This is a genomic window from Mycobacterium paraintracellulare, assembly GCF_000276825.1.
GTDB lineage: Bacteria > Actinomycetota > Actinomycetes > Mycobacteriales > Mycobacteriaceae > Mycobacterium > Mycobacterium intracellulare.
The window spans coordinates 1,320,066-1,345,697 of sequence record NC_016948.1; the positions used below are offsets into that span (position 1 = coordinate 1,320,066).

General features: G+C 68.4%; 20 protein-coding genes. 10 read left to right on the forward strand and 10 right to left on the reverse strand.

The genetic code is table 11. The annotated features are described in order from the left end of the window. Positions 1–56: 56 nt before the first annotated feature. Together OCQ_RS06385 and OCQ_RS06390 are read left to right on the forward strand one after the other, a co-directional pair. The gene (locus tag OCQ_RS06385) at positions 57–1,760 is read left to right on the forward strand and encodes a DEAD/DEAH box helicase (RefSeq protein ID WP_014382022.1); all 1,704 of its coding nucleotides are present in this window, start codon (positions 57–59) and stop codon (positions 1,758–1,760) included. Beyond that, positions 1,757–2,896, forward strand: coding sequence for an acyltransferase family protein (locus OCQ_RS06390; RefSeq protein WP_014382023.1), 1,140 nt, complete (start codon positions 1,757–1,759; stop codon positions 2,894–2,896). The genes OCQ_RS06385 and OCQ_RS06390 overlap by 4 nt, the downstream gene beginning before the upstream one ends. Positions 2,897–3,013: 117 nt before the next feature. On the opposite strand, the gene OCQ_RS06395 is transcribed toward OCQ_RS06390, so the two are convergent. The 3 genes from OCQ_RS06395 to OCQ_RS06405 all read right to left on the reverse strand — a co-directional run bounded on the left by OCQ_RS06395 (position 3,014) and on the right by OCQ_RS06405 (position 6,318). Further along, on the reverse strand, positions 3,014–3,595 hold the full coding sequence (locus tag OCQ_RS06395; protein WP_008254688.1) for a TetR/AcrR family transcriptional regulator: 582 nt from the start codon (positions 3,593–3,595) through the stop codon (positions 3,014–3,016). Continuing rightward, on the reverse strand, positions 3,595–4,836 hold the full coding sequence (locus OCQ_RS06400) for a cytochrome P450 (RefSeq protein ID WP_008254689.1): 1,242 nt from the start codon (positions 4,834–4,836) through the stop codon (positions 3,595–3,597). Before OCQ_RS06400 ends, OCQ_RS06395 begins: the two co-directional genes overlap by 1 nt. A 114-nt stretch (positions 4,837–4,950) precedes the next feature. Continuing rightward, complete coding sequence (locus tag OCQ_RS06405; protein WP_008254690.1) at positions 4,951–6,318, reverse strand: FAD-binding oxidoreductase; 1,368 nt, start codon at positions 6,316–6,318, stop codon at positions 4,951–4,953. 65 nt (positions 6,319–6,383) lie between these two features. Between OCQ_RS06405 and OCQ_RS06410 the strand changes: the two genes are divergently transcribed. From OCQ_RS06410 to OCQ_RS06420, 3 genes are read left to right on the forward strand one after another with little or no spacing between them, the layout of a single operon-like run. After that, positions 6,384–7,220, forward strand: a complete 837-nt coding sequence (locus OCQ_RS06410; protein ID WP_014379570.1) for a uracil-DNA glycosylase — start codon at positions 6,384–6,386, stop codon at positions 7,218–7,220. Next, complete coding sequence (locus OCQ_RS06415; RefSeq protein WP_008254693.1) at positions 7,217–8,347, forward strand: FAD-binding protein; 1,131 nt, start codon at positions 7,217–7,219, stop codon at positions 8,345–8,347. The genes OCQ_RS06410 and OCQ_RS06415 overlap by 4 nt, the downstream gene beginning before the upstream one ends. A 47-nt stretch (positions 8,348–8,394) precedes the next feature. After that, positions 8,395–9,426, forward strand: a complete 1,032-nt coding sequence (locus tag OCQ_RS06420; protein ID WP_009953967.1) for an LLM class flavin-dependent oxidoreductase — start codon at positions 8,395–8,397, stop codon at positions 9,424–9,426. 7 nt (positions 9,427–9,433) lie between these two features. Here OCQ_RS06420 and OCQ_RS06425 read toward each other — a convergent pair whose 3' ends face one another. Together OCQ_RS06425 and OCQ_RS06430 are read right to left on the reverse strand one after the other, a co-directional pair. Further along, the gene (locus tag OCQ_RS06425) at positions 9,434–13,300 is read right to left on the reverse strand and encodes a bifunctional diguanylate cyclase/phosphodiesterase (protein ID WP_014384070.1); all 3,867 of its coding nucleotides are present in this window, start codon (positions 13,298–13,300) and stop codon (positions 9,434–9,436) included. A gap of 219 nt (positions 13,301–13,519) precedes the next feature. Further along, positions 13,520–13,954 carry an HIT family protein gene (locus OCQ_RS06430; protein WP_009953969.1) on the reverse strand — a complete coding sequence of 145 codons (435 nt, stop codon included), beginning with the start codon at positions 13,952–13,954 and terminating at the stop codon, positions 13,520–13,522. A gap of 128 nt (positions 13,955–14,082) precedes the next feature. On the opposite strand from OCQ_RS06430, the gene OCQ_RS06435 reads away from it, so the two are divergent. Continuing rightward, positions 14,083–15,426, forward strand: coding sequence for an amidase (locus OCQ_RS06435; RefSeq protein ID WP_232065651.1), 1,344 nt, complete (start codon positions 14,083–14,085; stop codon positions 15,424–15,426). Positions 15,427–15,504: 78 nt separating this feature from the next. Here OCQ_RS06435 and OCQ_RS06440 read toward each other — a convergent pair whose 3' ends face one another. Next, positions 15,505–16,029 carry a DNA-deoxyinosine glycosylase gene (locus OCQ_RS06440; RefSeq protein WP_008254704.1) on the reverse strand — a complete coding sequence of 175 codons (525 nt, stop codon included), beginning with the start codon at positions 16,027–16,029 and terminating at the stop codon, positions 15,505–15,507. 40 nt (positions 16,030–16,069) lie between these two features. Between OCQ_RS06440 and OCQ_RS06445 the strand changes: the two genes are divergently transcribed. After that, a complete protein-coding gene (locus OCQ_RS06445; RefSeq protein WP_014382055.1) occupies positions 16,070–17,194 on the forward strand; it encodes an adenylate/guanylate cyclase domain-containing protein in 1,125 nt (374 codons plus the stop codon). 279 nt (positions 17,195–17,473) lie between these two features. Next, entirely contained in the window at positions 17,474–18,046 is a 573-nt protein-coding gene (locus OCQ_RS06450; RefSeq protein ID WP_008254711.1) for a hypothetical protein, read from the forward strand. A 43-nt stretch (positions 18,047–18,089) separates the two neighbouring features. Here the strand turns inward: OCQ_RS06450 and OCQ_RS06455 are convergent, their stop codons facing one another. The 3 genes from OCQ_RS06455 to OCQ_RS06465 all read right to left on the reverse strand — a co-directional run bounded on the left by OCQ_RS06455 (position 18,090) and on the right by OCQ_RS06465 (position 23,714). Beyond that, positions 18,090–19,856 carry a serine/threonine-protein kinase PknH/PknJ gene (locus tag OCQ_RS06455; protein WP_008254716.1) on the reverse strand — a complete coding sequence of 589 codons (1,767 nt, stop codon included), beginning with the start codon at positions 19,854–19,856 and terminating at the stop codon, positions 18,090–18,092. A gap of 178 nt (positions 19,857–20,034) precedes the next feature. Beyond that, the gene (locus tag OCQ_RS06460) at positions 20,035–21,951 is read right to left on the reverse strand and encodes an ABC transporter ATP-binding protein (protein WP_009953974.1); all 1,917 of its coding nucleotides are present in this window, start codon (positions 21,949–21,951) and stop codon (positions 20,035–20,037) included. Next, positions 21,948–23,714, reverse strand: coding sequence for an ABC transporter ATP-binding protein (locus OCQ_RS06465; protein WP_009953975.1), 1,767 nt, complete (start codon positions 23,712–23,714; stop codon positions 21,948–21,950). Before OCQ_RS06465 ends, OCQ_RS06460 begins: the two co-directional genes overlap by 4 nt. 181 nt (positions 23,715–23,895) lie before the next feature. Between OCQ_RS06465 and OCQ_RS06470 the strand changes: the two genes are divergently transcribed. Then, positions 23,896–24,453: a DUF3558 domain-containing protein gene (locus OCQ_RS06470; RefSeq protein WP_008254722.1), complete on the forward strand. Its 558-nt coding sequence runs from the start codon at positions 23,896–23,898 to the stop codon at positions 24,451–24,453. An 8-nt stretch (positions 24,454–24,461) separates the two neighbouring features. Then, positions 24,462–24,992, forward strand: coding sequence for a DUF3558 domain-containing protein (locus tag OCQ_RS06475; RefSeq protein ID WP_009953976.1), 531 nt, complete (start codon positions 24,462–24,464; stop codon positions 24,990–24,992). A gap of 92 nt (positions 24,993–25,084) precedes the next feature. Here the strand turns inward: OCQ_RS06475 and OCQ_RS06480 are convergent, their stop codons facing one another. Further along, positions 25,085–25,588: a SixA phosphatase family protein gene (locus OCQ_RS06480; protein ID WP_014384072.1), complete on the reverse strand. Its 504-nt coding sequence runs from the start codon at positions 25,586–25,588 to the stop codon at positions 25,085–25,087. Between the last annotated feature and the right edge of the window lie 44 nt (positions 25,589–25,632).

The window sequence follows — 25,632 nt, forward strand, 5'->3', positions numbered from 1 at the left end:
GTGCTGATGATCACGCGGACCGCCGGACAGCCGGTCACCACTAGACTTCTTGGGCGATGACCCTCTCAGACAGCTCGACCGGGGCTGCCTCTACGACGTTTGCCGACCTGCAGATCCACCCCTCGGTGCTGCGGGCGGTTGCCGACGTCGGCTACGAATCACCCACCGGTATCCAGGCCGCGACGATCCCGGCGCTGATGGCGGGCTCCGACGTGGTCGGGCTGGCGCAGACCGGCACCGGCAAGACCGCCGCGTTCGCGATCCCGATCCTGTCCAAAATCGACGTCACCAGCACCGCCACCCAAGCCCTGGTGCTCGCCCCGACCCGGGAGCTGGCCCTGCAGGTCGCCGAGGCGTTCAGCCGGTACGGAGCCCACCTGCCCAAGATCAACGTGCTGCCGATCTACGGCGGCTCGTCCTACAGCGTGCAGCTGGCCGGGCTGCGGCGCGGGGCGCACGTGGTGGTCGGCACGCCCGGCCGGGTGATCGACCACCTCGAACGGGGGACGCTGGACCTGTCCCACGTCGACTACCTGGTGCTCGACGAGGCCGACGAGATGCTCACCATGGGCTTCGCCGAAGAGGTCGATCGCATCCTGTCGGAGACCCCGGAATACAAGCAGGTGGCACTGTTCTCCGCGACCATGCCGCCCGCGATCCGCAAGCTCACCACCAAGTACCTGCACGACCCGCTCGAGGTCAGCACCAAGGCGAAAACCGCGACCGCCGAGAACATCTCGCAGCGCTACATCCAGGTCGCCGGTCCCCGCAAGATGGACGCGCTGACCCGGGTGCTCGAGGTCGAGCCGTTCGAGGCGATGATCGTCTTCGTCAGAACCAAACAGGCCACCGAGGAAGTCGCCGAAAAGCTAAGGGCGCGAGGTTTCTCCGCCGCGGCCATCAACGGGGACATCCCGCAGGGCCAGCGCGAGCGGACCGTCGCCGCCTTAAAGGACGGCAGCATCGACATCCTGGTCGCCACCGACGTGGCCGCACGCGGACTCGACGTGGAGCGGATCTCGCACGTGCTCAACTACGACATCCCGCATGACACCGAGTCGTACGTGCACCGGATCGGGCGCACCGGCAGGGCCGGACGTTCGGGCACCGCGCTGCTGTTCGTTTCGCCGCGAGAGCGCCACCTGCTCAAGGCGATCGAAAAGGCCACGCGGCAAACGCTCACCGAAACCGCCTTGCCCACCGTCGAGGACGTCAACGCGCAACGGGTGGCCAAGTTCGCCGATTCGATCACCACCGCGCTCGGGGCCCCCGGCATCGACCTGTTCCGCAAGCTGGTCCAGGACTACGAACGCGAACACGACACCCCGATGGCCGATATCGCCGCCGCGCTGGCCCTGCAATCCCGCGACGGCGAGGAATTCCTGATGTCGCCCGAACCTCCGCCCGAGCGTCGCGAGCGGCGCACCGAGCGCCGCGACCGCCCCGAAAAGCCAAGGTCTACACGGCCGTTCGCCACGTATCGCATCGCGGTGGGCAAGCGCCACAAGATCGGTCCGGGCGCCATCGTGGGCGCCATCGCCAACGAGGGAGGGCTGCATCGCAGCGACTTCGGCCACATCGCGATCGGCCCGGACTTCTCGTTGGTGGAACTGCCGGCCAAGTTGCCCAAGTCGACGTTCAAAAGGCTTGAGCAGACCCGCATCTCGGGGGTGTTGATCAACCTTCAGCCGGACAGGTCCTCAGCCAAGGCCCGCGGCGGCCGGGACGGCGGGAAACCGCGCAGGAAACACGGCGAATGACGCTGTCCGAAGAACAGGACGCCCAGGGCGGACTCGAGCAGACCTCGCGCGTCGACCGCGTCGCCTCGCTGACGGGCGTCCGGGCCGTCGCCGCGCTGCTCGTCGTCGGCACCCACGCGGCCTACACCACCGGCAAATACACCCACGGCTATTGGGGCCTGGTCGGTTCCCGGATGGAGATCGGGGTGCCGATCTTCTTCGTGCTGTCCGGTTACCTGTTGTTCCGCCCGTGGGTGAAGTCCGCCGCAACCGGCGGCCCGCCGCCGTCGCTGAGTCGCTATGCGTGGCACCGGGTTCGGCGCATCATGCCCGCCTACGTCGTCACGGTGTTGTTCGCCTACGTGCTGTACCACTACCGCGAGGCGGGGCCCAACCCCGGGCACTCGTGGCTGGGGTTGGCGCGCAACCTGACGCTGACCCAGATCTACTGCAACGGCTACCTGGGCAAGTATCTGCACCAGGGGCTGACCCAGATGTGGAGCCTGGCCGTGGAGGCCTCGTTCTACGTCATCCTCCCGCTGCTGGCCTACCTGCTGCTGGTGTTGATATGCCGGCGTCAATGGCAGCCGAAGCTGGTGCTGGGCGCCCTCGCGGCGATGGCGTTGATCAGCCCGGCGTGGCTGGTTCTCGTGCACACCGACCACTGGTTCCCCGACGGCGCCCGGCTGTGGCTGCCCACCTATTTGGCCTGGTTCCTCGCCGGCATGATGCTCACCGTGTTGCAGGAGATGGGCGTGCGCGCGTACGGGTTTGTGGCCATCCCGCTGGCGATCATCAGCTATTTCATCGCGTCCACACCCATCGCCGGCGCGCCCACCACCTCCCCGGCGACGTTGAGCGAGGCGTTGTTCAAGACCTGTTTTTATGCCGTGATCGCCGCACTGGCGGTGGCGCCCTTGGCGCTGGGGGATCACGGATGGTATTCGCGGCTGTTGGCCAGCCGCCCCATGGTGTGGCTGGGGGAGATCTCCTACGAAATCTTCCTGATCCACCTGATCACCATGGAATTCGCGATGGACTACGTGGTGGGCGCGCGCGTCTACACCGGGCCGATGCTTTATCTGTTCGTCGCGACGCTGGCGCTGACGATCCCGTTGGCGTGGCTGTTGCACCGTTTCACGCGGGTTCGCGACTAGCGCCTTTGCCCGCCTCCCAGCGACAAGCGCATTGCTCAGCGCGCCGAGCCGACGTTGCTTGGAGGCGGGCGCTGAGGACATTGCTTCCGGCCCGGGAGCGCGACGAATCCGGCGGCCCTAGCCGCGGGCGGACACCGGCGCCACGATCGGCACGACGAATTCCTCGATCATCGCCCGCTCGTCGGCTTCGTCGTGGCCCGGGAACAGCAGCATCGACACGATCACCCGGACCACCCAGCGCGCCCGGCGCTCCACCACCGCGGGATCATCGGCTCCCAACGAGTTCAGGAACGCCGCCGCCAGGGCCGCGATCACGTCGGACTGGCCCGCCAACTCGCCGCCGACTGGCGGGCGCGTCGTGGCGAACCACGACGCCAGCGCGGGACTCTCGCGCACCATTTGCAAGGTGACCAGGATGCTCGCGACCAGTCTTTCGTGCGGGTCCTCGATGCCGCCGGTGCGCGCGAGGATGGCGCGGCCGAGCCGGTGGGTCTCGCGGTGCACGTACGCGGTGCGCAATGCCTCGCGATTCTCGAAATACCGGTACAGCGTCGCTCGGGAACACCCTGCGGCCCTGGCGATTTCGTTCATGCCGATCGAATCCGAGTCGCGCTGGGTATAGAGTTCCTCGGCCGCGTCGAGTATCCGGTCGGCGGCCGCTTCGCTGCGCCGCGCGGAAAGCCAGTCGTTTCCCGGCATCAGGACCCCACTCGAATCGGCACCGACAGCGGCCGCCGCACGTAATTGCCCCCGGCCCAGGCGATCCCTGATTCGTCGACCTCGAAGTCGGGGCATCGGGCCAGCAGCTCGGTGAGCGCCACCCGGGACTGCATCCGGGCCGCGGCGGCGCCCAGGCAGTGGTGCGCGCCGTGGCTGAACGTCAAAATGTTGCGCGGGCACCGGGTCACGTCGAGTTCGGCCGCGTCGGGCCCGTATTGGCGTTCGTCGCGGTTGGCCGACCCGTACAGCAGCAGCGCCCTGCGCCCGGCGGGAATGGTGGTGTCGCCGATCGTCACCTCGCGGGTGGTCGTGCGCGCCAACCCCTGGACCGGTGAGGTCATCCGCAGCAGCTCCTCGACAGCGTCGGTGATCAATTCGGGGTTGTCCACCAACAACTTTCGCTGATCGGGACGCTCGTGCAGCAGCGGCATCGAGCCGCCGAGCATGCCGGTGACGGTGTCGTTGCCGCCGGTCACCATCGTGAATGTGAACGCCAGGATCGACAGCGTGCCGGCGACGTCACCGTCGGCGCCCACCCCCGCGGTCACCAGGTGGGAGATCGTGTCGTCCTCGGGGTCGGTGCGACGACGTTCGATCAGGCCGGTGAAGTAGGCCATCATCGACCCGACCGCGTCGCCGACGGTCTCCAGTGCCCCCGCGACGCCGCCCTCGGCGGTGTTGGCCGCGACGATCGCCTGGGTCCAGCCGTCGAACTGCACCCAGTCCTCTTCGGGCACACCGAGATAATGCGCGACCACCATCGACGGCAGCGGTTTGAACAGCTCGGTGACGATGTCACCGCCGCCGGCCGCGCGCAACCCCTCGATGCGCTCGACGACGAATTCCCGCACCTTGGGTTCCACCGCCTCGACCTGCCGCGGCGTGAACCCGCGCGACACCAGCTTGCGGAACTGGGTGTGCACCGGTGGATCCTGCATCACGAACGGTGGATTGTCTTGCAGGCCAATCAGTTCCAGATCGTCATAGTTGACGGTCAGGCCCTTTGCCGAGGAGAAGGTTTCGTGGTCGCGGGCCGCCGCCCACACGTCGGCGTGCCGCGACAACACGTAGTAGTCATGCTCGGGAGAATTCGCCGGAACGACGTGGTGCACGGGGTCGTGGTCGCGCAGCGCGCGGTACATCGGCCACGGGTTCGACCAGGTGGCGGCGGTCGCGAGCTGGAAGGCGACCGGTGCGTTCTGAGACATAACAGCAGCCATGTCTTATTCGTACGACAGCAGCCGAGATATGTCAACCGCCCGGCGACGCCAGTGCTCGGCCAGCCGGGCAGTCGACATCGATTTCCCGGCCAGCCGGGCGCTCAGCAGCCAGAACTAAATGCCCGACCCGGGGTTGAGGATGCCCTTCGGATCCAACGCCTGCTTGATGCGCCGGTTGAGGTCCATCACCTCGGGCCCGAGATAGCCAGCCAGCCAGGGCCGCTTCAACCGGCCCACCCCGTGCTCGCCGGTGATCGTGCCGCCGAGACCGACGGCCAGGTCCATGATCTCGCCGAATGCCAGGTGGGCGCGTTCGGTCATGTCGGCATCGGCGGGGTCGTAGACGATCAACGGGTGGGTGTTGCCGTCGCCGGCGTGGGCGATCACCGAGATCATCAGGTCGCGTTCGGCGGCGATGCCGGCGATCCCGGTGACCAGCCGGCCCAGCGCCGGAAGCGGCACGCCGACGTCCTCGAGCAACAGCGATCCCTTGGCTTCGACGGCCGGGATGCAAAACCGCCGCGCGACGACGAATGCTTCGCCCTCGTCGGGATCGTCGGTCGAAAATACTTCCGTCGCAGCGTTTTCCGCCAAGACCTTGGCCATGATCTCGGCGTCCTCGCTACCGGCGCGGCCGCGCTCGTCGGACCCGGCCACCAGCATGGCCGCCGCCCCGCGGTCCAGGTCCATGCGCAGGGTGTCCTCGACGGCGTTGATCGCCACCGAGTCCATGAACTCCAGCATCGAGGGGCGAAGCCGGGCGGTGACCCCGAGCACCGCGTCGACCGCGTCCTGCACCGAGGCGAAGGTGGCGACGACGACGCTGGACGCGTTCTGCTTGGGTACCAGCCGCAGCGTCACCTCCGTGACGACGCCCAGCGTGCCTTCGCTGCCGACGAAGAGTTTGGTCAGCGACAGGCCCGCGACGTCCTTGAGCCGCGGCCCGCCCAGCCGGACCGCGGTCCCGTCGGCCAGCACCACCTGCATGCCCAGCACATAGTCGGTGGTGACGCCGTACTTCACGCAGCACAGCCCCCCGGCGTTGGTGGCGATGTTGCCGCCGATGCTGCAGATCTCGAACGAGGACGGATCCGGCGGATACCACAGGCCGTGTTCGGCTGCGGCCTTTTTCACCTCGGCGTTGAACAGCCCGGGCTGGCATACGGCGGTCCGCGTCACCGGGTCGACCGAGATGTCTCGCATCTTCTCGGTCGAGAGCACGATGCAGTTGTCCAGGGCGGTCGCCCCGCCGGACAGGCCGCTCCCGGCGCCCCGGGGCACGACGGGCACCCGATTAGCGGTGGCCCAGCGCAGCACGGTCTGCACCTCTTCGGTGCGCCGCGGTCGCACCACGGCCAGCGGTTTGCCGGCCGACGGGTCGAACGCGCGGTCTTGGCGATAGCCCTCGGTCACGGTGGGATCGGTGACGACCATCCCGTCGGGCAGGTCGGCGATCAGGCTGGCCAGGGCGTCAGAGCTCACGGCCCGATAGTAAGCCCGTGTCGCGGCCCCGGACGGTGCCCGGGTCTGCACGACGTGGCCACTGAATGCAGGATGTTCATGTGCTCGACCACCCGCGTACCGGCCAGCCGTTCGACTCTCCGGTTGGCGCGGGCACCGGATGGCCGGGTGACCCGGCCACGCCGCAGACCCCGGTGGCGGCCGATGCCGCTCGGGTCGTCGCCCTCGCGGAACAGGCCACCTCGATCCCCGAGCTCGACGCCCTGGTCAGCGTGTGCCGGGCCTGTCCGCGGCTGGTCGACTGGCGCGAGGAGGTGGCGAGGGTCAAACGGCGGGCCTTCGCCGACCAACCGTATTGGGGCCGGCCCGTACCCAGCTGGGGAGCGGCGCGGCCGCGGCTGCTCATCGTCGGGCTGGCGCCCGCCGCCCACGGCGCCAACCGCACCGGCCGGATGTTCACCGGCGACCGCTCGGGCGACCAGTTGTACGCGGCGCTGTACCGGGCCGGCCTGGTGAACCAACCGACCAGCGTCGACGCCGCGGATGGGTTGCGGACCAACCAGATTCGCATCGTCGCGCCGGTGCGGTGTGCGCCTCCGGCCAACGCCCCGACCCCCGCCGAGCGGGACACCTGCTGGCCCTGGCTGCAGGCCGAATGGCAGCTGGTGGCCGACCACGTCCGCGTGGTCGTGGCCCTCGGCGGATTCGGCTGGCAGATCGCGCTGCGACTGCCGGGCACCTCCGGTAGAGCCGCGAGACCCAAGCCCCGGTTCGGCCACGGCGCCGTTGCCGACCTCGCCCCCGGGGTGCGGTTGCTCGGCTGCTACCACCCGAGCCAGCAAAACATGTTCACCGGTAGGTTGACACCGGCAATGCTCGACGACATCTTCCGCGACGCGAAAGAACTGGCAGGGATCAAGTGAGCGAGATTCTCGTTTCCGGCGCCAGCGTGGCGGGCACGGCGGCCGCGTTTTGGCTTGGGCGGCACGGCCATTCGGTGACCGTGGTGGAGCGCCATACCGGGCCGCGGCCGGGCGGCCAGGCGATCGACGTTCGCGGCCCGGCGCTGACCGTGCTCGACCGCATGGGGCTGCTGGCCGCCGCCGAGAAGCGCAAGACGCAAATCCGCGGCTCCTCCGTGGTCGACCGTGACGGCAATGAACTGTCGCGCGACACCGAATCGACACCCACCGGCGGGCGCATCGACAGCCCCGACATCGAACTGCTGCGCGACGACTTGGTCGAATTGCTTTACGGCGCAAGCCAATGGACGACCGATTACCTATTCGACGACACCATCACCGCGTTGGAGGCCGATGGTGCGGCCGTTCGCGTCACCTTCGAGCGTGCCGCACCACGGGAATTCGACCTCGTCGTCGGCGCCGACGGATTGCATTCCAACGTGCGGCGATTGGTGTTCGGGCCGGAGGAGGATTTCATCGAACGGCTGGGCACGCACGCGGCGATCTTCACCGTGCCCAATTTCTTGGACCTGGACCACTGGCAGATGTGGCACTACGGCGACTCCACCATGGCGGGGATCTACAGCGCGCGTCACAACGCCGAGGCCCGGGCCATGTTGGGTTTCATGGACCCGGAGCTGCGGATCGACTACCGCGACACCGAAGCCCAGTTCGCCGAGCTGGAGCGGCGGATGGCCGGGGAAGGATGGGTTCGCCCCCAACTGCTGGAGTACATGCGGACCGCACCGGACTTCTACTTCGACGAGATGTCGCAGATCAAGATGGACCGCTGGTCGCACGGCCGCGTGGTACTGGTCGGGGACGCCGGGTACTGCTGCTCGCCGCTGTCAGGACAGGGCACCAGCGTCGCGCTGCTGGGCGCCTACATCCTCGCCGGCGAGCTTAAGTCCGCCACCTCGGACGGGACCGCCGACCACGAGCGCGGATTCGCCAACTACCACCGCGAATTCGCCGACTACGTGCAGCGCAATCAATGGCTGGTCGTGGACAACATTCCCGGCGGCGCACCGATACCGCAGGAGGTGTTCGACCGCATCGTCTCCTCGATCACCCTCAAGGACTACTAGGGCCGGGGTTCGGGAACGTTTGCCGGCCCGCGCACGTTGACGCCATCGTGCGTCTTTCCGTCCTTGATCTCATCCCGGTGCGCACCGACCAGACGACCGGCGACGCCCTGGCGGCCACCGTGCAGCTGGCGCAGGCCGCGGATCGGTTGGGTTTTACCCGCTACTGGGTCGCCGAGCACCACAACATGCCTTCCGTCGGTGCCACCAGCCCGCCGGTGGTCCTCGCCTATCTGGCACCACAGACCTCGCAGCTACGGCTCGGCTCGGGTGGGGTGATGCTGCCCAACCACGCGCCGCTCGCGGTGGCCGAACAGTTCGCGCTGCTGGAAGCGGCCGCCCCCGGACGCATCGACCTCGGCATCGGCCGGGCGCCGGGATCCGACCCCGTGACCTCCTACGCGCTGCGGGGCGGGCAGGACGGCCGGGACATCGAGAACTTCCCCGAATACCTCGACGACGTGGCGGCGCTGATGAGCGCGCGCGGCGTGCGGGTTCCGCTGCGCTCGGGCGACTACACGCTCAAAGCCACCCCGGCCGCCGCGACCGAACCGCGGCTGTGGCTGCTGGGTTCGTCGATGTATTCGGCGCATTTGGCCGCCGCCAAGGGGCTGCCGTACGTGTTCGCACATCACTTCTCCGGCAAGGGAACCGAAGAGGCGCTCGAGGTGTACCGCGCCCGATTCACGCCCAGCGCGTTTGCCGCCGAGCCGCGGACGTTTCTGACGGTCAACGCCGCGGTGGCCGAAACCCAGCAGGAGGCAACGGCGTTGATGCTGCCCAACCTGCAGATGATGGCCAGGCTGCGGACCGGGCAGCCACTCGGGCCGGTGCCGCTGGTGGAGGAGGCGGCGGTGGCCGAGTTGACCGGACAGCAGCAGGCGATCGTCGACAGTGGTCTGCGACGCGCCGTCCTGGGGACGCCGGCGGAGGCCGCCGAGCAGATCCGCGCGCTCGCCGAACACTTCGGCGTCGACGAGGTGATGGTGAACCCGGTGGCCTCGGCCCGCCGCGGCACCGACCCGGACACCGCACCGGCGCGCGTCGCGACGCTGGAGCTGTTGGCCAAAGAGCTGTTCTGAGTCCCGCTCACGCCCGCCGGTGGGACTGGCTGGTGTGGGGTTCGGGTGTGTGGTTGGCGATCCAGTTCCGCAACTCGTCCGGCGGCAACGGCGCGGTGTGCACGTAACCCTGGGTGATCATGCAGCCGTACCGGTGCAGCGCGTCCAGGGTGGCCTCGTTCTCGACACCCTCGGCGACGAGGTCAGCGCCCAGGTTGTGGGCGAGCGCCACCGTGGACCGCACGATCGCGACCGATCGTGCGTCGTGATCCAGGCGGGTTACGAAAATCCGGTCGAGTTTGAGCTCGTCGACCGAAACCTCTTGCAGCCGGGCCAATGACGACCAGCCGGTGCCGTAGTCGTCGAGCGATATGCGAATTCCCAAGCGTTGCAAGGCGGCGACGGTGTTGCGGGATCGCGCGGAATCCACCAGCGCGCTCTCGGTGATCTCGAGGATGAGCGCGTCCGCGGGCAGGTCATAATTCGCGAGCAGCCGCTCGACGGTGCCGACGAGCTCGATGTCGAGCAGGTTGGTCGTCGACAGGTTCACCGCGACGGTGAGCGTGATGCCCTGCTCACGCCAGCACCGGACCTGTTTCAGCGCCATGCTCAGGGTGCGGTTGGAGATCTTGCGCATCAGTCCGGCGCGCTCGGCGACGGGCAAGACCTCTTCCGGCAGCAGCGTTCCACGGGTGGGGTGCTGCCAGCGCAGCACCGCCTCGACGCTGTGAACGCTGCCGTCGCGCCCGTCGATCTTGGGCTGGTAGTGCAATTTCAGTTCGTCGGTGTCGAACAGTGCCGTACGCAGGTCCTCGATGAGGTTGGGGTCGTTGTTCCGATAAACCTCGAAGGACGAGTCGTAGACCGCGATCTTGCTGCGGGCGGATTCGGCGTGCGCCATCGCGGTTTCGGCGCGGCCCAGCAGCTCTTGCGGGTGGTCGCAGTGGTCGGGACACAGCGCGATGGCGATGCGGCCTTCGACCTGCACGGTGATCGGGTCCAACGCGATCGGCTCACTCAACGCTTCCAGCAGGCGGCCCGCCTGAGCGCTGGCGGCGGTCAGGTTGGCCCCGTCCGCGAGCAGCACGGCGAATTGGTCATCACCGACCCGCGCCAGCATGTCGTCGCGACGGACGCTGCCGGACAAGCGGTTTGCGATGTGGCACAGCAACTCATCGCCGAAGTGGCGACCGATCGAGTCGGTGATCTCGTGAAAATCGCTCAGGCTCAACAGCAACAGAGCCCGCCGCGCGCGCGCTCTGCCCGGAATCGACGTCGGCCCCGGCGCCGTAGTGGGCAACGCGGTGAGGGCGCTGGCCAGCGAGTGCCGGTTGGGCAGCGCGGTCAACTCGTCGGTCATGGCGTGCTTGGCGTTCGTGTGCAACAGGCTCACGTCCCGGAAGGTGAGCGAGAATCGCGCGGTCGCCACGACCAGGCTCAACGCCGCCAGGGTGGCGGCCGGCCGCGAATGATGAGCCAGGACGATGACTCCCAGCGCGACAACCGATGTCGTCACCGGGGTGACATACGGGCTGAATCGGTGTCTGGGCACTGGCGCCGTCGGCGACGAGGGGGACCAGCTGGCCATCGCGATGAGCAACGACGACGCCGGCCAGCAGGCATCCAGCAAGGTGCCGACCCGATAGGAGCCCGCCGTCGTCTGGAACAGGTACGCCACGTCCGCCACCGCAAACACGACCAGTCCGGTCATCAGCAGCGCCCAGCGAAAGTCATTGCGCCAACCGAGTATTGGCAGCATGCCGGCGGCCAGGGCCAGGAGCACCAGGTCAATCCAGGGGTAGACCAATCCCATCCACACCGTCGCGGGCGTGCGTGACGTCGCCGCCCGCATGGGGCCCTCCGTCACGGCCGCGGCCACCGCCGCCAGCGTCAGGGCGCACACCAGCGAGTCGAGCTGAATCGGGATCGGCAACCGCTTGAACCGTGCCCGCATGAGCAGCAGCAGCCCGGCGTACACCAGCGGGTAGTACGCCAGGTACACCGGGTCGGCCACCGACGGGGAGCGACCGTTGGGCACAAACAACGCGTAGACGATGTCGCCCGCGGCCGAGAACGCCATCCCGGCGGCGATCAGTGACCACGCCAACCGGTCCGCCGAGACGCGGTACGCGCGAAGGACAACCAGACCGGCGGCCAACACGGTCAGCGCCGAATACAGCGTTGTGGCCGAGAACATGCCGTGTCCCGCGTCCGGATGCGCGACGCTGGACGCGGCGAAGGCGATCACGCCGACCGCCAGCACCGCGAAGCCCACCCGGATACCCCTCGGTGGCCGAGGGGCATCGTCTGAGACATCGCCGGAGGGCGAGTTCGTGGTCGGTGTCGCGACGTCGGAAACGGGCGGTGACGCCTGCGGCGTCGCGACACCGCCGCCGCCATCGACCGGCGGCGCCACGTCGGATTCCCCGGAATCGGGAGACGCCGGGAACGCGTACGGCAACGGCAGGTCGGGCATGAAGCTGCGGATGCATTGCCCGCCTTCGCGTTTGGCGGCGTACATGGCGAGGTCGGCGTGCCTCAGCAGCTGGTCGACCGTGCAGGCCGATGCGCCGGTGCACACCGTGAATCCGATGCTGGGCCGGACCATGATCGGAATGCCGTCGATCAGGATGGCCCCGGTGAACGCGTCGAGGATCCGGTGCGCGGCCGCCTGCGATTCTTGGACGGAAGCCTCGATGACCGCCGCGAATTCGTCGCCGCCGAGCCGGGCGATGGTCCCGCTTTCCCCCAACGCCGCGGTGAGCCGCCCGGCCACCCTGACCAAAAGCTCGTCGCCGGCCGGATGGCCCAGGGCGTCGTTGACCGACTTGAAGTTGTCGAGGTCCAGGCACAGCACCGCGATGGGCATGCCGTTGGGATGCCGGCGCGCGACGGCCTGTTCCAGGCGCTGCAGGAACAGGGCGCGATTGGCCAGACCGGTCAGGTTGTCGCGAAACGCCTCGCGCGCGACCTCCGACAACAGATTCTGGTTGTCGACCAGGACGACGAATTGCCGGGCCAGCACGGCGGCCACCAGGATGCCCAGCGCGGCGAGCATGGGGTCGTGTATCGAATGGCCCGCCGCGTGCGCCCAGCCCGCCGCGGCGGCGAGGATCAGCGGCAAGTAGGGCAGCCACAGCCGGGCCCGGAACTCGGTCTCATCCGGCGGCGCGGGCGCGGGACGCTCGTGCGCGGCGGCCAGGGCCGCGAGCGCCAATAACGCCAGGCCCGCGACTCGGACCAGGTCGCCGACCCCGCCCGTGTGATAGCTGGCGATGCCGGTATAGAAGACCAGCGCCATGTCGGCGATGCAGATGGTCGCGACGCCGGCGGCGAGCAGGCTGCGGCTCGGCCGGTCGCCGGGACGAGCCCGGGAAAGCATCAGGATCGCCGTCGTCACCTGGACGATGTCGGCGAAGACCTCCGCCGAGGTCACCAGCCGCGCGCCGGAATGCTCCTGCAGCTGCGCTTCGACCACGAACACCCAGGCGATGACGAACAGCGACGTCGCCACGATGAGACCGTCGAGCAGCAGACGCCGGGGGCTCTTGCGAGACAATTGGGACAGCAGCACCAACGACGTCATGGCGCCGACCGGCCACAGCAGAAGGACGAACTCGGTTGCCGCAGGGTGGGTGGCGTGATCGAATTCCGGGCGCACGTCGTAGAACGCCCAGATGACCTCACCGGCCGCCCAGCCGAGCAGGGCCGTCACCAGCGCCAGCCATCCGTATCGTTGCCGCCGGGGCTTGAAGCGGGCCGCGCGCGCGGCGTATGCCGCCGCGATGGCAAGGCACATCGCGATGACGAACCCGTTGATGGGGTGCGTCCCGTACGGGCCGCGCCATCCCCAGAACGACGACAGCACGATCAGCACGCCGGCTACGCCGTACACGGAGACGAGGGACCACCCGGCGGGTGCCGGCACCCCCGACCGCCGCCACGGATTCACCGCCCGCCGTTTCGTCACGCTTGAGCTCCCCTGTTGTGTGGTGAAGAAACAACAGCATCACCACGAGTTACAGGGCATTAAACCGCTGCAGACGCGCGCTAAGTGTGGCTTTTGCCAGGTTGGTGCCGTTTCCGGTGCCGCCGAAGGACGGCCGCCACGGGCCTAATCCGGTTGACTTGCGTCGATACGGGCCAGTGCGTTGCGCAGAATCTGGCCGGTGGCGTCGCGGTCGGGGTCGCGGCGCAGCAGCATTCCTTTGGCCACCGACAGCTTGTCGCCGTTGCGGCGCGGCAAGACGTGCAGGTGGATGTGGAACACCGTCTGGAAGGCGGCGCTGCCGTCGTTGATGGCGATGTTGGTCGCGTCGGCCAATTCCGTCGTGCGCGCGGCCCGGGCGATGCGTTGGCCCAGGGTGACCATTCCGGCCAGCGTCTCCGGCGTGGTGTCGGTGAGGTCGACGCTGTGCCGCTTGGGCAGCACCAGCGTGTGGCCACGAGTGAACGGGCGGATGTCGAGGATCGCCAGGTAGTCGTCGTCTTCGTAGATCCGGATGGCCGGAGCTTCCCCGGCGACGACCGCACAGAACACGCAGGACATGTCGCCCACGGTACTTGTTGCCGCGCCGCGGCCCCGCCGACGCCAGCCCGGGCCCGGCCCAATTGCGGGGTTACGCTGCCGCAGTGAACGACGATCTCGCCTTCGCCGGCGCGGCGGCGCAAGCACGCATGCTGGCCGACGGTGAACTGACCGCACCGGAGCTGCTCGAGGTCTACCTGGAGCGGATCGCGCAGCTCGACAGCCAGCTGCGGTGCTACCGCGTGGTGCTCGCTGACAAAGCTCGCTACGAGGCCGCCGTGGCGCAGGACCGCCTGGACGCGGGCGAACGGCTGCCCCTGCTCGGCGTGCCGGTCGCGATCAAGGACGACGTCGATGTCGCCGGGGAGGTGACGACCTTCGGCAGCGGCGGGCACCGGCCCGCGGTGAGCTCCGACGCGGAGGTGGTGCGCCGGCTGCGCGCCGCGGGCGCCGTCATCGTCGGCAAGACCAATGTGCCCGAGCTGATGATGCTGCCGTACACCGAGTCGCTGACCTTCGGAGCTACCCGCAATCCCTGGGATCCCAGGCGCACGCCGGGCGGCAGCAGCGGCGGCAGCGCCGCCGCGGTCGCGGCCGGGCTGGCCCCGCTGGCGTTGGGCTCCGACGGGGGCGGGTCGATCCGCATCCCGGCGACCTGGTGCGGCGTGTTCGGCCTGAAGCCGCAACGCGACCGGGTATCGCTGGAACCCCACGACGACGCCTGGTACGGGCTGAGCGTCAACGGCCCGATCGCCCGCACGGTGATCGACGCTGCCGTGTTCCTGGACGCGACCTCGACGGTGCCCGGGCCCGAGGGCGAGTTCGTGTCCGCGGCGACCCGCAGTCCCGGGCGGCTACGAATTGCGTTGAGCACCAAGGTCCCAACCCCGCTGCCGGTTCGGGTCGGCAAGCGGGAGTTGGCCGCGGTCGACGAGGCCGGCGCGTTGCTTCGCGACCTCGGGCATGACGTCATTACGGCCGACCCGGAATATCCGGCCTCGGCGATCCTCACCAACTACCTGCCCCGCTACCTGCGCGGCATCTGCGACGACGCCGACGCCCTGGCCCATCCGGAACGCCTGGAACCGCGCACCCGCAACATGGCCCGCTTGGGGTCTTTCTTCTCGGACCGCCGGATGGAGTCCCTGCGGGCGGCCGAGGGGGCCGTGGTGTCGCGGATCCAGGCGATCTTCGACGATGTCGACGTCGTCGTCACGCCGGGAACGGCGACGGGCCCATCCCGTATCGGCGCCTACCAACGGCGCGGCGCCGTGTCGACCCTGCTGAGGGTGGGGCAATACGTTCCCTACCAACAGGTCTGGAACCTGACCGGACAGCCCGCCGCGGTGGTTCCCTGGGACCTCGACGCAGACGGGATGCCGATGTCGGTCCAACTCGTCGGCCGGCCTTATGACGAAGCGACGCTGTTGTCGCTGTCGGCGCAGATCGAAGCCGCTCGACCGTGGGCCCTTCGCCGGCCGCCGGTGTCATGAGAGCGGACGGGCCTCCGCAACCACTGCCCAAGCCGCGAGCTTGGCGCCCGGCGGCGCCGCGCTCGCGATCGGCTTGATCTACGCGCGCCGACCCGCTTCGCCCGGCGGCGCCGCGCTCGCGATCGGCGCCCACGCCGCGAGCTTGGCGCCCGGCCGCATCACGTGGGCCGGGCTGGTCGACGGCAGCCGGTGGCACTGGATCTCGTCGGGCGACACCACCCGCCGGCGGTAGAGCTCGGCGGCCTTGGCGCCGTTGAAGTACACCGCCGTGATGGCGGGGTAGTCGGCGAAGAACGCGCCAAAATCGTTGACCGTCAGGCTGGTTGGATCGATGGCCGAGTCGGAACTGCCGCGGCGGCGGCACGTGTGAAGAACATCCCAAAGCGCAATTCCGTGGGATTGCAGTCCCGCCAGGCGCCTGTCGTAGGGCGCGGCGGCGTCGAAGCCGAAAAGCTCACCGGTGATCGACCAGAACGCGTTGCGTGGATTGGCGTAGTACTGGTCCGCCACCAGTGATTGCGCACTGGGAAACGACCCCAGAATCAGCGTCCTGGCGCGCTCGTCGACGACCGGCGGGAATCCCCGCAGCAACGGTGTGCTCATCACCTCACATCATGCCGCGCCCGCGTTGTACGTTGGCGACGTGCACGACGGGGACGACCACACCATCGACGACCTGCTCGAAGGGCTCGAGGGAACCGCGCGCACGGAACGGGCCGAACTGGTGCGGTGGCTCTTCGAGCAGGGCATCACCGCCGAGGAGATCCGGGCGACCAACCCGCCTCTGTTGCTGGCCACCCGCCACATCATCGGCGACGACGGCACGTACGTGTCGACGCGGGAGATCAGCGAGACCCACGGCATCGACCTGGGACTGCTGCAGCGTGTGCAACGCGCCATCGGTCTGGTCCGCGTCGACGACCCCGACGCGGCCGTTCACATGCGCGCCGACGGCGAGGCCGCCGCCTTCACCCAGCGGTTCGTCGAGCTGGGCCTGGACCCCGAGCACGTGATTCTCGTGGTCCGGGTGCTCGCCGAAGGTCTGTCGCGGACCGCCGAGGTCATGCGGTACTCGGCGCTTTCGGCGATCATGCGCCCGGGCGCCAGCGAGCTCGAAATCGCCCAAGCCTCAAAGGCTTTGGTGACCAAAATCGCGCCCATGCTGGGCCCGATGATCCAGCACATGCTGTTCATGCAGCTGCGCCACATGATGGAGACCGAAGCGGTCAACGCCGCCGAGCGCGCCGCTGGCAAGCCGCTGCCGGGCGCGCGCCAAATCAGCGTCGCCTTCGCCGACCTGGTCGGCTTCACCCGGATCGGTGAGGCGGTCACGCCCGAAGAGCTGGGGCATCTGGCCAACCGGCTGGCCATCCTCGCCCGCGACATGACCGTTCCTCCGGTGCGTTTCATCAAGACCATCGGCGACGCGGTGATGTTCGTCTGCCCCGAGCCGCAACCGTTGCTCGACGTCGTCCTGAAACTGGTCGAAGCCGTCGACTCTGACAACGACTTCCCTCGGCTGCGGGCGGGCGTGGCCTCCGGCATGGCGGTGAGCCGTGCCGGCGATTGGTTCGGCAGTCCGGTCAACGTGGCGAGCCGTGTCACGAGCGTGGCGCGCCCGGGCACGGTCCTGGCGGCGGATTCGGTGTGGGAGGTCATCGGGGAGCGCGGTGAGTTTTCGGCATCGTTCGCGGGCTCCCGCCACCTCAAGGGCATCAAGGGCGAGGTCAAACTGTTCCGCATCCGGCGCGGCGATGCCGAGGACTGACGGCCGCCGGCCGCGGTGACATCAATATGGGCAGGCCCGGTGCGACTCCAGGGGGCGTCTGACTCCGTCTTACGCGTGTCCTACGCGGCCGGATTCCTACCCCGTGTTCCGGCGCTTCGAATTGGTCGCTTCCCGGGCCTGCTTCGCTACCCAAAATACGCCGCACAACAGCCCGGATCAACGGGTTTTCAGGCGTGGAGATGTGTTCGGCGACCGGCCCGTCTTTCGCCCCCGGCGAACGCTGTTCCGTTATACGTGCAACGGTGTAATCATGTAATCATGAAAGCGCATCACACCCATGGGCGGCGGTACGGTCGCCCCGGAGGCTGGCAGCAAGCCCAGCAACCCGACGCCGGCGACGCCGCGGAATGGTTCGCCGGACGCCTTCCCGAGAAGTGGTTCGACGGCGACCCCACGGTGATCGTCGACCGCGAAGAGATCACCGTCATGGGACGGCTCCCGGACACGGCGAGCGCCGAGAGCGGGGAGAGTGAGGCCCGCGCGGCGGGACGGGCGTCGCGATTCCGCGAGGAGACGCGATCCGAGAGAATGCACATCGCCGACGAAGCCCAGGATCGCTACGGACGCAAGGTTTCCTGGGGGGTCGAGGTCGGCTCGGAGCGAATCCTGTTCACCCACATCGCAGTACCTGTGATGACCCGGCTGAAGCAGCCCGAACGCCAGGTGCTCGACACGTTGGTGGATGCCGGCGTCGCGCGGTCGCGCGCCGACGCCCTGGCGTGGTCGGTGAAGCTGGTCGGCGAACATGCCGAGGAATGGCTGGCCAAATTGCGCGACGCGATGACGGCGGTCGACGACCTGCGTGCGCAGGGTCCCGATCTGCAGTCGTAGCAATGCCGTGACGCCCTAACGGCGTTGGCGCGTAACCGTCCGGCTACTCGTCGGCGATTCTGGCGGCGATCTTGTCCGCGATCTGGGCGCCCTGGTCGCTGATGTGATACCCGCACGCGTTGATGTCGACGATCACGTTGTTGGCCACGGTCAGTGCGCGCTGGCACTCCCAACCGTCGGCGCCTTCCTGGGTGTCCATCAGCGTGATCTTCGGCGGGCTCCCTTGAACCTGAGCGAACGTCCACCGATAGGTCTTGCTCTTGTTCGTGACCGTGACCGTCTTGCCGGCGCAGCCCTTCCACTTCTCCGCAGAGTTCTCCAGGAAGCTCTTGGCCTTGTCGGCGGACGGAAACAGCACCACCGCTTGGTTCACCCAGTGGTCGTAGTTGTCGCCCGGCTCCGAGGACACCAGTCCACTCACCGAGGTGTAACCGGTGCCCGCATATACCGGGTCTTGGGTCGTGTAGAGCGCGCCCTGGCAGTCGGGCGTCGACACCGTCACCGCCGAATGGTCCGTCGACGTAATGGGTTTGCCCGGCTGCATCGTCGACGAGCCCATCACGGTGTTGATATCGGACGGGCCGAGCAGCAGGGCGCTGAGACGGTCGGCCTCCAGCGGCGCGGGGGGTGGCGGTTCGGGATCGGGCCGCGTGACCAGCCAGATGCCCAACCCGCTCCCGAGGAGAACGAACACCACGGCGACGGCCGCGACGATGAGCCAGACGTTGCGGCGGGGCCTGGGCGGGGGCTGACCCCACGGCGTCGCATTGGCGAACTGCGGCGGCGGGCCGCCCCAATTGGCGCTGGCGCCTTGGTAATACGGCGCCGCGGACGGCGACGGCGGCGGGGTGTTGAACGCGGGCTGGTACGGCCGGGGAGGCGGCGCGGTGCTCAGCCGGGGATCGGGGTTGACGGCCGTGGGCAGTGCGGCTTCCTGGCTGCGGCGCAAGATGGTGGCGGCGCGGTCTTGATCGGGGTGGCTCAGCGCCTGCTTGGCGGCCAGCGCGAGGTCGCCCGCGCTCGCGTAGCGGTCCTCGGGCCTTTTGGCCATGCCGCGGGCGATCACCGCATCGAAGGCCTTGGGGATGTCCGGGCGCCGCTGACTGGGCGCGGGTATGGGGTCCATCATGTGGGCGGAGACCAGCATGCCGGCGCTGTCGGCCCGGTAGGGCGGCGCCCCGGTCAGGCACTCGAACAACACGCACGCCAACGCGTAGATGTCGGCGCGGTAGGTGACCTCGGCGTCGGAAAACCGTTCGGGCGCCATGTATTTCCAGGTGCCGACCGCGGTGCCCAGTTGGGTGAGTTTCTCGTCGGTGGTGGCGCTGGCGATGCCGAAGTCGACGAGGTAGGCGAAGTCGTCCGCGGTGACCAGGATGTTTTGCGGTTTGACGTCGCGGTGCATGACGCCGGCGGCGTGGGCGGCATCGAGCGCGGAGGCGATCTGGGTGATGACGGCGACCGCGCGTGGCGGGGTCAGCGGGCCGAAGCGTTTCAGCACGCTGTCCAGGTCGGTGCCCTCGACCAAGCGCATCTCCAAAAAGATCTGGCCGTCGATTTCGCCGTAGTCGTGCACGGGCACCACATGGGGTTCCTGCAAACGTCCGGCGGTGCGGGCCTCGCGTTTCATCCGCTCGCGGAAGACGGGGTCTCTGCTGAAGCTTTCGGAGAGAAGTTTGACCGCCACGGTCCACTCTTTGACGGTGTGTTCGGCCTCGTAGACCTCACCCATCCCACCGCGGCCCAGCAGCCGTTTCAGGTGGTAGGGGCCGAACATCGACCCCGCCCGTGAGGCCTGCTCGTCGCTCATTGCTCATCCTTCCAACCCGACCCCCGGCCCGCCGTCCCGTGGCAACGTTGCGGACGCACGCCCGATCGTCGACCCGTGACCGAGCAATCATGACGGTAAGCGCCCACCCGTCGCGCCGCATGATAACGCCGACAATCGGCGGGCCAGCATTTCGTGGCCGCGACGCCGGCCGCGGTTGTCATGCGCGGGTCATGGCGTAGTAGGCGCCGCGCCGGGCCAGCAGCTCGGCGTGGTTGCCTTGTTCGACGATCCGGCCCCCCTCGATCACCAGGATCCGATCGGCGTCGCGGATCGTCGAAAGACGATGCGCGATAATGAAACTCGTCCGATCCCGGCGCAGATCGCACATGGCGCGCTGGATAAGGGCCTCGGTGCGGGTATCGACCGAGCTGGTCGCCTCATCCAGGATCAGCAGCTGCGGGCGGGCAAGGAACGCGCGCGCGATGGTGATCAGTTGCTTTTCGCCGGCGCTGATGTTGGCGCCGTCGCCGCTGACCCGGGTTTGGTAGCCGTCCGGCAGCGACCGCACGAACGGGTCGACGTGGGCTGCCTCGGCTGCCGCCACCACCTCGCCGTCGCCGGCCTCGGGGCGCCCGTAGGCGATGTTCTGCGCGATCGTCCCGTCAAAGAGCCAGGTGTCCTGCAGCACCATGCCGATCCGCGACCGCAGCGAATGCCGGTCCAACGTGGCGATGTCCACCCCGTCGAGGAGGATCTGGCCGGAATCGACCTCATAGAACCGCATCAACAGGTTCACCAGCGTGGTCTTGCCCGCCCCGGTCGGTCCCACGATCGCCACCGTGCTACCCGGTTCGGCAACCAGCGACAGGTCGTCGATCACCGGGACGCCCGGCCGGTAGGCGAAGCTGACATGCGCGAATTCCACGCGGCCGGTCCAGCGTGGGGCGCCATCGGCAGGCGGGGGCGCCGCGGGCTGGGGATCCGGGGATTCTTCCGGTTCGTCGAGCAGGGCGAAGACGCGTTCGGCGCTGGCCACCCCCGACTGCAGGGTGTTGTACATCCCGGCCAGTTGGCTCAGGGGCGAATTGAATTGCCGCACATACTGAATGAACGCCTGGATGTCGCCCAGGGTGATGTGCCCGGTGGCCACCCGCAGGCCACCCACCACGGCGACGGCCACGTAGCCGACGTTGCCGATGAACGTGGTCGCGGGTGCCACCAGCCCGGAGAAGAACTGGGCGCCGAAACTGGACCGGTAGACGTCGCCGTTGAGGGCCCGAAACTGCTCGCGGGCCGCGGCCTGGTGGCCGAACGTCTTGACCACCGTGAATCCGCTGTAGGTCTCCTCGATGTGGGCGTTGAGGCGCCCGATGCTCGCCCATTGGGCGAGGAACAGCCGCTGGGAACGCCGCGCGATCGCCCGTGTCGCCAGCAGCGACAGCGGCACCGTCAGCACGGTGATCCCCACCAGCAGCGGCGAAATGGACAGCATCATCGCCAACACCGCCACCACTGTCAGGACCGAAGTCAGCAACTGGCTGATCGTCATCGACAGGGACGACTGGACGTTGTCGATGTCGTTGGTGACCCGGCTGAGCAGCTCGCCGCGCTGGCGCCCGTCGAAGTACGACAACGGCAACCGGTGGATCTTGTCCTCGACGTCGGAACGCAGCGCCACCATGGTGCGCTGCACGGTGAGGTTGAGCAGCCGGGCCTGCGCCCAAATCAGCACCGAGGAAACGAGATAGAGGGCCAGCGCCAGCGTCAGTGTCCGCGCGACCGCCCCGAAATCCACGCCGTGGCCCGGCACCACGTTCATTCCGGACAGCAGATCGGCGAAGGTGTTCTCGCCCCGGCCGCGAGCGGCCGAGACGGCCTGTGCCTTGCTGATGCCGGCGGGAAGCTGCCGCCCGATGACGCCGTTGAACAACAGATCGGTGGCATGGCCGAGGATCCGCGGGACGATCACGCCGATCACCGTGCCCGCGAGGCCCAGCGTGATCACCGCGATGCTCAGTCTGCGTTGCGGCGCAAGTCGTTTCACCAACCGGGCGGCCGAACCCCAGAAATCGCGGGATCGCCCGGCCGGCGGCGGGGCCACGCCCCGGGTCGCGGTGCTGGTCGACGAGGTCATTGCGCGCCCCCGACGTGGCCTGACGGCAAGGCGCCCACGGCTTGTGAGTCGGCGAATTCCGCGTAGGTGGCGCTGTCGGCGAGCAGCGACTCATGCGTGCCGGCGCCGACCAGCCTTCCGCCGTCGATGACGATCACCTGGTCGGCCTGGGCGGCGGTCGAAACCCGTTGGGTGACAACGATGACGGTGGCTTCCTTCGATATCTGCTTGAGGGCGGCGCGCACCCGCGCGTCGGTGTGCACGTCGAGGGCGCCGAAGGAGTCGTCGAACAGATAGACGGCGGGGCGGCGGATGACCGCCCGGGCGATGGCGAGTCGTTGCCGCTGCCCGCCGGAAAAGTTGATGCCGCCCTGGGCCACCCGCATCTGCAGCCCGTCTGGGTGCGCGCGCACGAACCCGTCGGCGTCGGCCACCCGCAACGCTTCCCACATCTCGTCGCCGGTGATGTCGTGCCCCGGGGCGGCGCCGTAACGCAGGTTGTCGGCGATCGTTCCGGAAAAGAGGTAGCCGCGCTGGGGGACCAGACCGATCGCCGACCACAGCAGCTCGGTGTGGTAATCGCGGACGTCGATGTCGTCGACCAGGACGGTTCCGCCGGTCACGTCGTAGAGCCGGCACATTAAGGAGATCAGTGTCGACTTTCCCGATCCCGTGCTGCCGACGATCGCGGTGGTGGTCCCGGGCCGGGCGATGAACGAAATGTCTTGTAGCACTGGGCGATCGGCGCCGGGATAGGTGAATGTTGCGCCGTCCAGGCGGACCACACCGGTGATTTTGCCCGGGGGAGACGCCGGGCCGGGCGGGTCGGTGACGGCGGGACGGGTGGTGAGCACCTCGGTGATCCGTTCGGCGCACACCGACGCCCGCGGCAACACCACCAGCGTCATCGTCGCCATCAGCACGGCCATCAGGATCTGCGTGAAGTACGCCAGGAAGGCGGTCAACGAGCCGACCTGCATCTGGCCGCGATCGATGCGCTGCCCCCCGAACCAGATCAGCGCGACGCTGGACACGTTGATGGTCAGCGTGGTCACCGGCAGCATCAGCGCCTGCCAGTTGCCCGCGGTCAATGCGGTGTTCGACAGCGCGGCGTTGGCGCGCGCGAAGCGGTCGCGCTCGAAACCTTCCCGGGCGAACGCGCGGACCACCCGCACGCCGGCCAGCTGGTCGCGCATCACGCGGTTGATGCCGTCGATCAGGCCCTGCATCCTGCGGAACAGCGGCAGCATGTGCGACATCACCCAGTAGTTGGCCACCGCCATGACCGGCACGCTGACCAGCAACAGCCACGTCAGCGCCGCCTCCTGGCGCAGGGCCATGACGATTCCGCCGAGGCACATGATCGGGGCGGTCACCAGCACGGTGGCCGTGATCTGGACCAGGTACTGGATTTGCCGCACGTCGTTGGTGCTGCGCGTCAGCAAGGTCGGCGCGCCGAATCGGGCGCTCTCGCGCTCGGAAAAGGTGAGGACGTGTTCGAACACCGCCGCGCGCAGGTCGCGGCCGAAGCCCATCCCGGTCCGGGAGCCGAAATAGACCGCGCCGACCGAGCACAACACCTGCAAGCCGGTGGCCCCGAGCATCACGATGCCCAGCCGGACGATCGCGGCGGTGTCGCCCTTGGCGACGCCCTCGTCGATGATGGCCGCGTTGACGGTCGGCAGGTACAGCGACGCGAGGTTGCTGATCAGCTGCAGCACCATCAGCATTGCGACCAGCCGGCGGTACGGCTGGATGTACTGGCGCAGCAGTGCCAGGAGCATGGGGTAACTGTCGCACACCGGCGGCCCGGGCGTCCCCGCCAACCGGCGACGGTCAACGCGCGCACGGCACTCGCCGGCGACATTGAAATACCTGCTCAGGCGCGTCGGTGGTTGACCCGCTGGGCTGCCGCTACAGTGCATCGTGTGGACGAGCAGCGGGCGGAACGGAAGCAGGGTAGCGGTGCGGCGTAGCGCGAGGGCGCTGGCTCTTGTGGCGTCAGCATTGACGATCCTGATTCCCGCCGTTGCCGCCTGCTCCGATTCCGGCGGCAACAAACCCGGGGCGACGGCGTCTTCGACGCCGCAGAAGGGGCAAGGCAACCACGGGCCGATGTTCCCGCAGTGCGGCGGCATCAGCGACCAGACGGTGGCCGAGCTGACCCGGGTGACAGGGTTGATCAACACCGCCCGCAACTCCGTCGGCTGCCAATGGCTCGCCGGGGGCGGCATCCTCGGGCCGCACTTCTCCTTCTCCTGGTATCGCGGCAGCCCGATCGGACGCGAACGCAAGACCGAGGAGCTCTCACGTGCCAGCGTCGACGACATCAACATCAACGGCCACGGCGGTTTCATCGCCGTCGGCAACGAGCCCAACCTGGGTGACTCGCTGTGCGAAGTAGGCATTCAGTTTCAGGACGACTTCATCGAGTGGTCGATCAGTTTCAGTCAGAAGCCGTTCCCGCCGCCGTGCGATATCGCGAAAGAGCTGGCTCGTCAGTCGATTGCGAACTCGAAATGAGGGCCCCGATGCGCGCCGCCGCCGTGGTTTTGCTGGCCGCGCTGCTGGTGCTGACGGGCTGCTCCAGGTCGATCGGCGGCAACGCGGTCAAGGCGGGCGGCAACGTGCCCCGCAACAACAACTCCCAGCAGCAATACCCGAACCTGCTCAAGGAATGTGAGGTGTTGACCAGCGACATCCTGGCCAAGACCGTGGGGGCCGACCCGCTCGACATTCAGAGCACGTTCGTCGGCGCGATCTGCCGGTGGCAGGCGGCCAACCCGGCCGGCCTGATCGACATCACCCGGTTCTGGTTCGAGCAGGGCAGCCTGAGCAACGAGCGCAAGGTCGCGGAGTTCTTGAAGTACAAGATCGAGTCGCGGCCCATCGCCGGGATCGACTCGATCGTGATGCGTCCCGACGACGCCAACGGCGCGTGCGGCGTGGCCAGCGACGCGGCCGGGGTGGTCGGTTGGTGGGTCAACCCGCAGGCGCCGGGAATCGATGCGTGCGGGCAGGCCATCAAGCTGATGGAACTGACGCTGGCCACCAACTCCTAGCCCGAGGTTGCGCCACCACGCCGAACGTCGACTTGTTGTCGTCGATTTCGCGTTTTGAGCCCAACAAGTCGACGTTCGGCGAAGCGGTGTGCTCAGCGCGGAACGACGAAGTCGATCAGCGACGCACCCCCGAGTTCCAGTTCGTTCCACGCGCACGGCACCGCGAGGACCGCGATCGCCGACGTCGGGAACTTGGCCGAAATGCGTTCGGCCGCAGCGGCGTCGGTGCCGCCGGCGCGGCCCAGCCCCAGCGCAAGCGCCGACATCGTCGGCTCGTGTCCGATGACGAGCAGCGTGCCGATGCCGTCGTCCACCGTGTTGATCTCGTCGATCAGCGTGCCCGGGGTGCTGGCGTAGAGGCGTTCGCTGTATCGCACCGGCGCAGCGATACGGGTGTTCCGCAGTGTCTCGCGGGTCCTGGTCGCCGTGGAACACAGCACCCCGTCGACGGGGGGCACGTGGGCGCGCAGCCAGTCGCCGGCGAGCCCGGCTTGCCTGACGCCGCGGGGCGCCAACGGCCGGTCGTGGTCGCCGACCCCGGCCGGGTAGTCGGACTTCGCATGCCGCATCAACAGCAGGGTGCGCTCGGCAGTCACGAAGGATCAGATTAATCAGTGTGGCACCCCGCCGGCCACGCCCG